Annotated in this window: 12 protein-coding genes; 2 read left to right on the forward strand and 10 right to left on the reverse strand. The window is 69.9% G+C overall.

Going from position 1 to position 11,560, the window contains the following annotated elements; genetic code table 11:
- Positions 1 to 378: 378 nt before the first annotated feature.
- From JX283_RS06480 to JX283_RS06495, 5 genes are all read right to left on the reverse strand, one after another.
- Positions 379 to 1,386 carry a PRC-barrel domain containing protein gene (locus JX283_RS06480; RefSeq protein WP_204829849.1) on the reverse strand — a complete coding sequence of 336 codons (1,008 nt, stop codon included), beginning with the start codon at positions 1,384 to 1,386 and terminating at the stop codon, positions 379 to 381.
- Between the two features lie 182 nt (positions 1,387 to 1,568).
- The gene (locus JX283_RS06485; protein ID WP_204829850.1) at positions 1,569 to 1,994 is read right to left on the reverse strand and encodes a YtxH domain-containing protein; all 426 of its coding nucleotides are present in this window, start codon (positions 1,992 to 1,994) and stop codon (positions 1,569 to 1,571) included.
- 153 nt (positions 1,995 to 2,147) lie between these two features.
- Complete coding sequence (locus tag JX283_RS08520) at positions 2,148 to 2,750, reverse strand: hypothetical protein (RefSeq protein WP_239652511.1); 603 nt, start codon at positions 2,748 to 2,750, stop codon at positions 2,148 to 2,150.
- Positions 2,751 to 2,940: 190 nt separating this feature from the next.
- Positions 2,941 to 4,638, reverse strand: coding sequence for a glucose-6-phosphate isomerase (gene pgi, locus JX283_RS06490; protein ID WP_204829851.1), 1,698 nt, complete (start codon positions 4,636 to 4,638; stop codon positions 2,941 to 2,943).
- A gap of 134 nt (positions 4,639 to 4,772) precedes the next feature.
- Positions 4,773 to 5,327, reverse strand: a complete 555-nt coding sequence (locus JX283_RS06495) for a hypothetical protein (RefSeq protein ID WP_135977930.1) — start codon at positions 5,325 to 5,327, stop codon at positions 4,773 to 4,775.
- Between the two features lie 160 nt (positions 5,328 to 5,487).
- Between JX283_RS06495 and trxA the strand changes: the two genes are divergently transcribed.
- Positions 5,488 to 5,808 carry a thioredoxin gene (gene trxA / locus JX283_RS06500; RefSeq protein ID WP_204829852.1) on the forward strand — a complete coding sequence of 107 codons (321 nt, stop codon included), beginning with the start codon at positions 5,488 to 5,490 and terminating at the stop codon, positions 5,806 to 5,808.
- Between the two features lie 174 nt (positions 5,809 to 5,982).
- Positions 5,983 to 6,795, forward strand: coding sequence for a phosphatase PAP2 family protein (locus JX283_RS06505; protein ID WP_239652512.1), 813 nt, complete (start codon positions 5,983 to 5,985; stop codon positions 6,793 to 6,795).
- 51 nt (positions 6,796 to 6,846) lie between these two features.
- Here the strand turns inward: JX283_RS06505 and JX283_RS06510 are convergent, their stop codons facing one another.
- From JX283_RS06510 to JX283_RS06530, 5 genes are all read right to left on the reverse strand, one after another.
- On the reverse strand, positions 6,847 to 7,470 hold the full coding sequence (locus JX283_RS06510; protein ID WP_204829854.1) for a metallophosphoesterase family protein: 624 nt from the start codon (positions 7,468 to 7,470) through the stop codon (positions 6,847 to 6,849).
- 27 nt (positions 7,471 to 7,497) lie between these two features.
- Entirely contained in the window at positions 7,498 to 8,148 is a 651-nt protein-coding gene (locus JX283_RS06515) for a LytTR family DNA-binding domain-containing protein (protein ID WP_204829855.1), read from the reverse strand.
- A 51-nt stretch (positions 8,149 to 8,199) separates the two neighbouring features.
- Positions 8,200 to 9,594: a sensor histidine kinase gene (locus JX283_RS06520; protein WP_204829856.1), complete on the reverse strand. Its 1,395-nt coding sequence runs from the start codon at positions 9,592 to 9,594 to the stop codon at positions 8,200 to 8,202.
- Positions 9,594 to 10,868 carry a glycosyltransferase gene (locus JX283_RS06525; protein WP_204829857.1) on the reverse strand — a complete coding sequence of 425 codons (1,275 nt, stop codon included), beginning with the start codon at positions 10,866 to 10,868 and terminating at the stop codon, positions 9,594 to 9,596. The genes JX283_RS06520 and JX283_RS06525 overlap by 1 nt, the downstream gene beginning before the upstream one ends.
- Positions 10,865 to 11,443 (reverse strand): QueT transporter family protein, encoded by a 579-nt coding sequence (locus JX283_RS06530; protein ID WP_239652513.1) that lies wholly within the window; start codon positions 11,441 to 11,443, stop codon positions 10,865 to 10,867. The genes JX283_RS06525 and JX283_RS06530 overlap by 4 nt, the downstream gene beginning before the upstream one ends.
- Positions 11,444 to 11,560: the final 117 nt, after the last annotated feature.

Genomic DNA, 11,560 nt, shown 5'->3' on the forward strand with positions numbered 1-11,560 from the left:
CGCACGGGCTTGAAGCCGAGGTCGGTGTGGCCGATGGGGGCGTCGCTCGAGAGCACGGNGTTGGGCTCAGGGGCGCGGTAGCCGGTCTGGGCGCCGGCGGAGGCCTCCGCGGGCGGGATGTAGGGGTTCTCGGCCGCGGGGCGGGTGACGGGCTCCGAGGCCGCGGCGGCCTGCGCCTTGCCGGCGGCGGCCCCGGCGGGGTGGGTGGCCTTCCCCTGCCCGGCCGACGCGGCGTGGGCAGGCGCGGGGGCGTCGCTGCGACGCGATGCCTTGCGGGCCATGTGACTCGCCACGCGCCGGNCGTTGTCTTTGCTGTGCTTCATGGTGCGCACCGTTTCCGATCCCGTGGCCTCACGCCACGTCTATGGCGTAGGCCCGCTACTTGCTGGCCTCTTCGAACTCCTTGAGAAAGGACTTGAACATCCCCTGGGTCTTGCCGAGCTGGCGTCCCACGGCCTTGGCGGCCCGGGCGGCGGTGTCGTTCCCGGCGGACCCGGATCNGGGCTCCTCCTTGGGGGCCGGGCCGGCCCCTGCGGCCTCGGGGGCGTCCCCCGTGCCCGCAGGGGCGTAGAGCGGCGGCTCGCCGGCCTCGCCGGGCACGGCCTTGGGCTCGGCGGGGGCCTCCACGCGCACGGCCTCGGCGGCCGCGCTGGGAAGCGGGTCGTCGGAGCCGTCGTCGGCCATGGCCTCGGTGATGGAGCGCCTGGCCGAGCCCAGGGCGCGGCCGAGGGCGAACGAGCCCTTGTCTACGGCCTTGCCCGCCGCGGCGCCGGCCTTGCTCGNGGCCTCCTTGCCGGCGATCCTGGCATGGGCGAGGCCCTCCCCCGCCTTGGCGGCCAGGCCGCCGNTGNNCGCGAGGTCGGCGGCCTCGTCGGCCACCACCATGAAGCCCTTGGAGTACCCCACGNGCATGGCGCCCGGCACCGGCACCGAGCCCACCATGGAGGCGGCCACGGCGCCGTCGGTCACGTAGACCGTGTCCACCGCACCGGTGCCGTAGTCAANCTGCACATCGGTCACGTAACCGAGCTGGCGGCCCGAGCGGGTGGCGACGTCCATGCCGCCCCAGATGATGCAGCGGTCGAGGTCCAGGCCCCGCACCTCGGCGGCGCCGTCGNCCGTGCCGGCCTCGTCCACGAGCATGCCGCCCTCGAACGTGCCCACGGCGTCGAGCGCCACGAACAGGTCGTCGCGCTTGACCATGCCGGCCACGTCGGGGCGCTTGACCATGAGGCCCACCACGGAGGTGCCCTCCGGGGAGAAGACGAGGTTGTGCACCTTGCCGATGCGCTTGGGGGGAGCCGGGGTGCCGTCCGCCTTGGTGCGTCTGCCATCGGGGCGGGGCACGAACACCTTCTGGCCCACGAGCTGCTCCATGGTTAGCATCAACAATCCCATCGTTCGAGCCGTTGCGACTAGGGCCATCATAACCCGGCCGGACGCTATGCGCGACACTGCCACCATGGCGTTCCGGCAAGAAAAACCCCGCCGGGCCCACAGGTCCGGCGGGGTGTCNCGGACATGCCCGGTCGCCCGGCACCCTCGGGCCGGGCACCCTTGGGGCGTCCTTAGGCCTCGACGTTCTCCACCTTGACGTCGGCGGCAGCGGCCTCGGCCCTCTCGGCGGCGTCGTCGGCCTTGCTGGCCACCGTGTTGATGGCGTCCTGCACGTTGGCAGAGGCCTGGTTCACGGAGTCGGACAGGGTGGAGCGGAGCTGGTCAACACNCTCGCGGGCCAGGTCCACNTTNGCGCGGAGCTCGTCGGTCTTGGCGTTGACCGTGGGGGTCACGGAGTTGATCTTGCTGGCCACCTGATTGGCGCCCTTCTCGTAGGCGTCGACCGCCTTGTCCCACACGTCGCTCATGGAGTCCGCGGCCATGGCGCGGGTCTCCTCGCCGGAACGGGGGGCCAGAAGCAGGCCGGCCACCGCACCGATGCCGGCGCCGATGACCGCGCCGAAGACGAACCCGAGACCACCGTTAGCGTTGCTCATGACACTTCCTCCTTTGGCGCCCGAGCGCCTTCCGAATGCTGCTTCGAGGGCACAGAGGCCCGTGTTCGAGTTGGTGCTATACCCCAGTTTAGNCGCGGTTTACCGGAAGACGGCCAGGGCCGCGCNTNTCCCCGACAATTTACAGCCGGGACGTCAGGCGAGGGGCCCCTCGGCCTCCTCCGCCACGGCGTCTGGGACGGCGTCGCCCCCGGCGGGCTCACCCTCGGGCTCGGGGTCGCCCTCGGCGTCCTCGGCGGGCCCCGCCNCGTCGCCGGCCGTGGCGTAGNCGGCCTGCACGAGCTGGGCCAGACCCTCCACGATGGCGTCCACATCGGGCNCGGTGGCGGGGTTGGCCCCCGCGAAGGCCCACTGGAGGATCCACGCGGCGCTCGAGAGGGCGCCGGTCACCAGCACGTCGTCGGGGCACGGGAACGAGACCTCCCAGGTACGCCCGTCGTCCGTGGCGCGGGTGCGGCCGCAGGCGATGTCGCCCGCCATGTTCGTGCGGGCGAGGAGCTCCACCGTCACGTGCTCGAGCAGGTGGGCGAGCTCGGTGTCGCCCATGACGTCCTGGAAGGTGGGGGCGGCGTCGCCGAGGCAGGCGTGGGACGCGACCTGGGGCATGAGCCAGTAGACATGGGCCGTGGCCTCGACGTCCTCGCTCGTCATGAGGGGTGCGCCCTCGGCGACGCGCACCGTGGCCGTGAGGTCTTTGGGTCCGACGACCACCTTCTGGATGTCGATGAGCTGTGCCACGGGGCCTCCTTGGTCGACTGCGCGCCGGGTCCGGCGCTCCCGGATTCCTCCCATTCTACCCGCCACGGCCGGCGACCCGCCCGGTGCGGGATGGTTCCCACCGCGGCCCCACGGCCCCCTGCACAAAAGGACCCCGCCGCAGGGAGGTGCGGCGGGGTCCCGAGGTTGCTGCGGTGCCCGGGGCAGGCCCCTACCAGGTGCGGTTCTCGCGGTAGAACTCGATGAGGCTCCGGGTGGAGGCGTCCTGCTCGGCGAGGGCCGCATCGGACTCCGAGAGGGCCGGGGTGATCTGCTTGGCGAGCTGCTTGCCCAGCTCGACGCCCCACTGGTCGTAGGAGTCGATGCCCCAGACGGTGCCCTCGACGAAGGTGATGTGCTCATAGAGCGCGATGAGCTCGCCCAGGGAGAAGGGCGTGAGGGCCACGCCGAAGATGGACGTGGAGGGACGGTTGCCCTCGAAGACGCGGGCGGGCANGATCTCCTCGGGCGTGCCCTCGGCGCGCACCTCGTCGGCCGTCTTGCCGAAGGCCAGGGCCTTGGTCTGGGCCAGGAAGTTGCCGAGGAAGAGCTCCTGGACGTCCTGCTCTCCGTCGCGGGTGGGGTTGGGCGTGTTGACGAAGGCGATGAAGTCGGCCGGGATCATCGAGGTGCCCTGGTGCAGCAGCTGGTAGAAGGCGTGCTGGCCGTTGGTGNCGGGCTCGCCCCAGAAGACCTCGCCGGTGTGGCAGTCCACAGGCGTGCCGTCCCAGCGCANGGACTTGCCGTTGGACTCCATGGTGAGCTGCTGAAGGTAGGCCGGGAAGCGGGAGAGGTACTGGTTGTAGGGCAGCACGGCGTGGCTGTAGCTCTTGAAGAAGTCCACGTACCACACGTTGATGAGGCCCATGAGCGCGACGGCGTTCTCCTCGAGGGGCGTGTGGGCGAAGTAGTGGTCCATGGCGTGCATGCCGGCCAGGAAGTCCTGGAAGCGCTCGGGGCCGAGCGCCACGGCGAGGACGGTGCCCACGGCGGAGTCAACGGAGTAGCGGCCGCCGACCCAGTTCCAGAAGCCGAAGGCGTTCTTGGGGTCGATGCCGAACTCCTCCACCAACTCGAGGTTGGTGGAGACGGCCACGAAGTGGCGCGACACCGCCTCCTTGGCGGCGTCCTCGGAGCCGTCGATGGCGCCGGCGTCGCGCAGGGCCTCGAGCAGCCACGTGCGGGCCTCGCGGGCGTTGGTGATGGTCTCGAGGGTGGTGAAGGTCTTGGAGACCACGATGAACAGCGTGGTCTCGGGGTCGAGGCCGCGGGTCTTCTCGGCCATGTCGTTGGGGTCGATGTTGCTCACGAAACGGGCGGTGAGACCGGCGTCGGCATAGACCTTGAGGGCCTCGTAGGCCATGGCCGGGCCGAGGTCGGATCCGCCGATGCCGATGTTCACCACGGTCTCGATGGGGCGGCCGGTGACGCCGGTCCAGGCACCGGAGCGCACCTTGTCGGCGAAGTCGTAGATGGAGGCGAGGGTCTCGTGGACGTCGGCCACGNCGTCCTGGCCGTCCACCACGAAGGAGCCGGACTGCTCCTTGGGGCGGCGCAGGGCGGTGTGGAGCACGGCACGGTCCTCGGTGGTGTTGATGTGCTCGCCGCGGACCATGGAGCGGAAGCGCCCCTCGAGGTCGACGGCGCGGCCGAGCTTGACGAGGAGGTCGAGGGTCTCCCCGGTCACAAGATTCTTGGAGAGGTCGAACCGCAGGTCCTCGACATCGAAGGTCATGGACGCCACGCGGCCGGGGTCGTCGGCGAACCATCTCTTGAGGGAGACGCCCTCCTCCTGGAGGCGGTCGAAGTGTTCCTGGAGGGCGGCCCACTCGGGGGTCTCGGTGACGTCGACGGGCTTGGGCAAGGCCATGGCTGTTCCCTTCTCTTCGCGGGTCGCAGGGCCCCCGCGCAATCATTTTCTTCAGCCTACTCCAAAGGTGGAGCGCCGGACGGCCTGTGGGTACTCATATGCTTTTTACAAAGCCACGGGCCTCGGGCCGGGCCTCAGAACGGCTGGTCGAGCGGGGGGAGCTGCTTGAGGCGCTCCCACATGACGCGCTTGCGGCCGGGGTCGTCGAGGGCGGCCTCGAAACCGCCGAGGGCCATGACGCGCATGCCCCGGGTATGCACCGGCCAACCCGGGCTGAGCATGGCCTCCTCGATGGAGGCGAGGCCCACGAGGTCGGCGGCCAGGGCGTCGCGTACCGCCGCACATGCCGCCTCGTCGAGCACCACCACGGTGAGCGGGGAGAGGGTCGAGACCACGAGGTTCATGAGCCCCGCCGTCACCGCGGCGCCCGTGCGGTCCCACGCGGCCGCCGCGCACCAGTCCTCCGGGGCGTAGCCCAGGGCCGCGAGGGCGCTCCTCAGCGCCGTGCCGTCGGGGCCGGACAGGAGCGGTCCGCCGGAGCGCTCGGCCGGGCCGGGTTCGCCCTTGACGAGCAGGACGCTCGAGTAGGCGTTGCCCGCCAACACAGCGCCGGCGGCCTCGAGGGCCGCGAGCTCCTCGCGCGCCTTGGCCCCGTATTGGGAGCGAACCTTGCCCCGGGTGTCTTCCATGGCCCCTCCTCGCCCCGTGCCGGCCGCCGATTCGTGGAGAGCCGGAGATGGGCCNGCGTCCCCGGCACGTCCACGGTATCGCAAGAGGGCGGTACGGGGTAGACACCCCAAGAACACAGCGCGACGGGCCCGGGGGCCCGTNCTTACCGAGGAGGTTGTCATGGCAGCCAAAGAGCTCAACGCCGCGAACTTCGACGAGACCATCAACAACGCCCAGAAGCCCGTCCTCGTGGACTTCTGGGCCAGCTGGTGCGGCCCCTGCCGCATGCTCTCCCCCATCGTCGAGGACCTCGCCGACCNGATGGNCGACGTCCTGGACGTTNGCAAGGTGAACGTCGAGGAGAACCAGGACCTGGCCGTACGCTTCCAGGTCATGTCCATCCCCACGCTCATCCTGTTCAAGGACGGCAAGCCGGTGCACACCATGGTGGGCGCCCAGCCCCGCGACGTCCTCGCCCAGGAGATCGCCAAGTACCTGTAAGGCCCGCGCCCCATAGAGGCCGAGGCGCCCCGCCGGCGGCGGGGCGCCTTTTTCATGGCCCGGCACCGGTGGGAGATGACATCTCTGAAAGACAGGGGAAACCCCGGGGCCACCCGGGGGCCACAGGGCCATAATCACCACGATCCGGAACGGCACGCAAGGAAGGAGCCACCGTTGCCCCAGAGCCACCGCACCCCGTGGACCGCCAGGTTCGCCAGGCTGTGCCGCAACCACTGGCGCACCATCGTGGTGTGCCTCGCCCTCATCGTCCTCATCGCCATCCTGGAGGAAGTGCTCTTCTCGGACATCGTGCGCATGGACCAGCTGGCCTACTGGCTCGTGGTGCTCCACATGCGCACCGACTGGCTCACGCCCGTCATGACCAGCGTCACCAACCTGGCCGCGCCGGTCCCGCTGCTGGTGATGCTGGTCATCGTGGCGGCCTTCGCCCCGGGGCGGCGCCCCGGCTGGTGCTGCGCCCTCAACCTCGTGCTCGTGGTGGCCCTGAACGAGCTGCTCAAGTACATCGTGCACCGGCCCCGCCCCGACGGCTTCCGCCTCATCTCCGAGGTGGGCTACAGCTTCCCGAGCGGCCACTCCATGGTGTCCATGGCGTTCTTCGGGCTCTTNGTGTGGATGATCTGGCGCTACGAGCGCGACCGCACCATGCGCGTGCTCTGGAGCCTGTTCTTTGGCGCCGTCATCTTCATGGTGGGCTTCTNCCGTATCTACCTGGGTGTCCACTACGCGAGCGACGTGGTGGCCGGCTTCTGCGTCTCGCTCGTGTGGCTGGCGTTCTACACCCGCGTCGTGGCCCCGCTCTTCCTGCCCAAGCCCGCCAACCCGCGCCACAGCTCGGCCTTGACCGCGCGCATCGCACCCGAGAAGGCCAAACGCCCCGACCCCGCCATGGACACAGCCATGTGGAACACCACGCCCGACGTGCCACCCGCGCCAAAGCACCGGCGCACGGAGAGGGGCCGCTGAGCGGGCTGCCCGCCCGGCGGCCCCTCGGGTCCGTCGTGTTCCTGCAGCCGCCTACACCCCCATGAAGAACCAGGGGCTCGACGCCTGGGCCTCGCTCAGGGGGAGCTGGATGACCTGGGGGTCCTCCACGAGGCCGTCGCGCACCCAGAGCCTTGCCATGGTGGGGCCCAGGCTCGTGCGGGGCAGCGTGGGGCTGCCGGGGTTGATGAGCCACGCGCCGGGCTCGTCGTCCACGGCCTGGGGCCGGGAGAGCAGCTCCGAGCCGTCTTGGAGCGCCGNGACGTTCACGTNGTCGCCCACGGTNCGGCCGCATNGGCGGCGGAGCACCTGGCCGCCCTCGGGCGAGCGCTCGATGGAGGGACGGTGGGTGTGACCGAAGACGCAGACGNCGGCCGCAGCCGGCGTGAGCTTGTCTCGGTAGTGGGCCACCTCGAAGCGGACCCCGTCCACCGAGAAGCGCATCTTGCGCTTGATGTCGGGACCGTACTGGCCCGTGCAGTCGTTGTTGCCCAGGCACAGGTGCACCGTGGCGATGGATTTGAGCAGGGCGTAGTCGGAGGACGACGTGATGTCGCCGGCATGGACGATGACGTCGGCCCCCGCGAGCTCATGACGCAGCTCGTCGGTGATCAGGCCGTGGGTGTCGCTGACGATGTCGACGCGGATCTCGCGCAAGGGGGTGCCTCCTTCTCGGTGCCGGTCCTAGATGCCCAGGGCGCGCTTGAGCTGGACCACACGGCGGCGCGAGACGGAGATCTTCTTGTCGGGGATGCCNTCGAGACCCAGCTGCAGGATACCGCNGGACACCACCTCGACGTCCTCCACGTGCTCGAGGTTGACGATGTAGCCCCGGTGCACGCGGAAGAACCCGTGGGGGGCCAGGCGGTTCTCGAGCTGGGCGAGGGAGATGGTGGAGAGGAACCGGTCGTTGTCGGTGTAGATGCAGGAGTAGTCGTCCTTGGCCTCGATGTAGCGGATCTGGTCCACCGGGACGGCGCGGGCTTCCACCTTGTCGAGAGCCGTGCCCAAGCGCTCGGTCTCCACGGGCTTCATGAGGTAGTCCACGGCATCGACGTCGAAGGCGTTGACGGCGTACTCGCTGTAGGCGGTGACGAACACCACCGCGGGCGGGTTCTTGAGCTTGTGGAGGGCCTCCGCCAGCTGCATGCCGGTGGTCTTGGGCATGGAGATGTCCAGGAACAGGACGTCGGGACGGTTCTCGATGATCTTCTCCACGGCCTCGCGGGCACTGGCGGCCTCGTCGATGCCGTCGACGCGCCCGGTCTCCTCCAAGATGTAGCGGAGCTCGGAACGGGCCGGGGCCTCGTCGTCTACGATCATNGCACTGAGCATGGAATCACCTCGCGGTNCAAGGGGCAGGGTCTCCGCCCCCGAGTTTAGGGGTTATTGCACCCCGTTGCCAATTCCGGCGGCCTCCGGGACGTCGGCGCCGTCGGNATCGGGACCCTCCNCCGCGGCGAGGCGCAGCGTGACGACGGTGCCCTCGTCGGGGCGGCTCACGATGTCCACGCCCGAGCCCACGCCGANGANGCGCTCCAGCCGCTCCGCGACGTTGCGCAGGGCGATGCCGGTACCCTTCTCCTCGGTGGAGAAGCCCTCGGCCTTGGCGAGCATGGCGTCCACGGCCGCCTGCTCCATGCCCACCCCGTCGTCGGCCACGGCGATGAGCACGTCGCCGTCCTCGCGGGTGACGTGGATGTCGATGTGCAGCACCCCCTCCTCGCGCATGGCGTGACGCACCGCGTTCTCCACGATGGGCTGGACGATGAAGGCGGGCACCATCACNNCCCGGCAGTCGGGCTCGACGTGCTCCACCTCCACGATGCGGTCCTCGCCGAACCGGGCGTGCTCGANCGTGANGTAGNGGCGTGTCTGCTCGATCTCGCGCCCGAGCGGGATGAGGGAGTCGGAATTCTCCAGCGTCTGCCGGCAGAACGTGGCGAACTCCCTGAGCAGCGAGCGGGCCCGCATGGGGTCGGTGCGCGTGAAGGCGGCGATGGTGTTGNGGGTGTTGAACAGGAAATGCGGGTTGATCTGGGCCTGGAGCGCCTTGACCTCGGCCTGGGCCGTGAGCTGGGCCTGGCGCTCCAGCTCGTAGAAGGACAGCTGGGTGCCCAGCAGCTCGCCGAAGCCCTCGGCAACGGCGTACTGGGTGTGATCNATGTCCTTGTAGNCGCGGTAGTANAACTTNNGGGTGCCGATGGTCTGGTCTCGCACCGAGAGGGGCACCACGATGCCGGCCGGCATGAAGCCCATGAGGCGCAGGCGGCTGCCGGCGTCGAGGTTGGCCATGGCGTCCTCGTCGATGCGCCGCACGAGCGAGAAGGTCTGCATGCGGCCGCTGGCCAGCACGTCGCGGGTGGCCTGGGTGGAGATGAGACTGCCCGGCGGGAAGTCCTCCTCGTACTCACCCACGTAGGCCACGACACGCTCGTGGTCGGTGATGGCCACGGCCATGGCGCAGGTCTCGGGGAGCAGGAGCTGGCACACGGCGCGGCATCCCTCCATGGTGAGGCCCCCGCGCAGATACTCGAGGGTGGTTGACGCCGTGCGCAAGGTGCGCTCGGTGGCCTGGGAGCGCAGAGAGTCGGGCGCGCCTGAGGCGCCGGCGCCGGCGAAGATCACCACGACGATGCCCACACCCGAGATAGCCGCCACCACAGGCTCGCCCTTGGCGAGGCCCCACACCAGGAGGATCAGCATGGTGAACACGCAGAGGGCGAGGATGATGGTGATGAAGTTGTCCAGGTAGTGGTGCTGGCCGTCGCGTCGCGCCATCAGGAGGGCGCCCCCTCGCCGGCACCAACCGGGCCTGTGGCGGCCGCGGTGGAGGGGCCGTCGCCGACATAGGGGTTGTAGGCCGCCACGCCGGGGGGCGTGCCGTGGTCCACNAGCCACGCCGCGAGGTCGCGCTCGCCCCACAGGNGCTGGACGATGGCGGGCCACCACGACATGAACGAGAGGTNCGAGCGGGCGTTGCGCTCGGCGTTCTGGAGGGCCTCCCGGTAGCCGGAAGCCCAGACGGCCAGGTACTCGGCATGGTCGCGGGTACCGACGGCGCGTCGCAGGGCGGTGCTGCGGATGCGGCGGTTGAGGTCATCGGAGACCCACGGCCCCGGGTAGGGCATGAGCGACTCCGGGGTGACCTGGCTGAGGTCCTGCTTGGTGGCCGCATGGGCCAGCTTGGCGCGCTCGTAGAGCCACCGGAAGACGTTCTGTTTGAAGCGGTTGGCCGGCCGCGGCGTCGACGGCGGCAGGTGGCGCACGCACCATTTGTTGTCGAACCACATGTCCATGCCGTAGAGCCGCAGGCTGAAGAGGTAGTCCATGTCCTCGCCGCGGGTGATGTAGGGGTCGANGGCCACCTGAGAGAAGGCCTCGGCGTGGATGGCCATGCACCCGCCGCAGGCGAAGTTGGAGCGCGAGATGCGCGTGCCCTCCTGGGCCGCCCTCATCCAGCGGTTGAAGCCGATGTTCTTGTCCCAGTCGCGGTCGTACCAAGGGAGCCTCTCGTTGGCGAGGCAGGACCCCTCGGCGTCGACGAAGAAACCGCTCTTGGCCGCCACCGGAAGGTTCTGGCGGGTGAGCTGACCCAGGCCGTAGACCGCCTCCACGAGGAAGTCGGGGCCGAGGGCCACCTCGTCATCGTCGAGAAAGACCACGACGTCGTGGGCGAGGATGGCGGCCACCATGAGGCCGAGGTTGCGGATGGCGCCGTAGCCGCGCAGGCTCACGGTCTCGCCGCTCAGGCGGGGCGCGGCGGCGATGACGGCGTTCNGCACCGTACGGGCCTCGGGCGCACCCACCACGAGCGGCGTGAGGTTGGGGTGCTCGGCACAGATGGCGTCCACGCGCGCACGGGCGGCCTCCGCGGCCTCGGGCGGGGCCACAAGCAGGACCACGGTCCGCATGACGCCGCGCACCTGCTCCAGGGACTCCAGGCAGCGTGCGAGCTCGGGCTCGGGGGCGTCCACGGGGGTGGCGTGGTCGTAGGTGCCCACGACCTCCTCGGAGGTGGTCCAGTAGCTCGGGATGACGATGACGGGGTTCACCGGGTTCCTCNCATCNGGCGCGGGTCGGTGCCGCCGGCGAGCATGGCCGGAAGCGGCGTGCGCTCAAGGGCNCGGTACAGGGGCAGGCCCAGGGCATACATCACCACGGCCTCGCCCACACCGGTGCACACCAGGCCAAAGNGGTACATGGCCGGNCACGCCCCTTCGAGCGAGATCGAGGTGNACGGAACGGTATAGAAGCCCAGCCCCGCCAAAAGCAGAGGCAGGTACGCGGGAACGATAAGGCCATTGGCCACCACAGGGCCGAGCACCGCGACGGAAGGGTGCGCCCGCCAGCGCCACATGACCCAGGCGCCGATGGCCGTGGCTGCCGAGCCGAAGACCACGTCGAGAAGCCCGAGGGTGCCCGTGCCGCCCAGCACGATGTTGGCGCCGTTGGCCACGGCGCAGCCCAAGGCGAGGCCCGGTATGGCGTCGGGGGTGAAGAGCGCCAGGACGCAGAGGGCCTCGGAGAGGCGCAGCTGCACCGGCCCCCAGGCAAGGCCGCCCATGAACATCAGGCAGAACAACGTAGCCGCCCCATAGAGGGCGGCGATCATGGCTATGCGGGCCATGGTGGACGGACTCATGGCTGCTTTGTCTTTTGAACCCATGGAGCCCCTTTCGCAGCGCGGCCTGGCGAGCCGGTTTCAACCTCCTGTTTTCCTTTCCATAGTAGCCGCTGAAAAACC

The sequence above is a fragment of the Olsenella sp. CU969 genome, assembly GCF_905219715.1.
Lineage (GTDB): Bacteria > Actinomycetota > Coriobacteriia > Coriobacteriales > Atopobiaceae > Granulimonas > Granulimonas faecalis.

Coding starts and splice junctions, on each gene's coding strand:
- JX283_RS06495 (WP_135977930.1), bottom strand. CDS start 5,327: ATGGAAGACACCCGGGGCAAGGTTCGCTCCCAATACGGGGCCAAGGCG.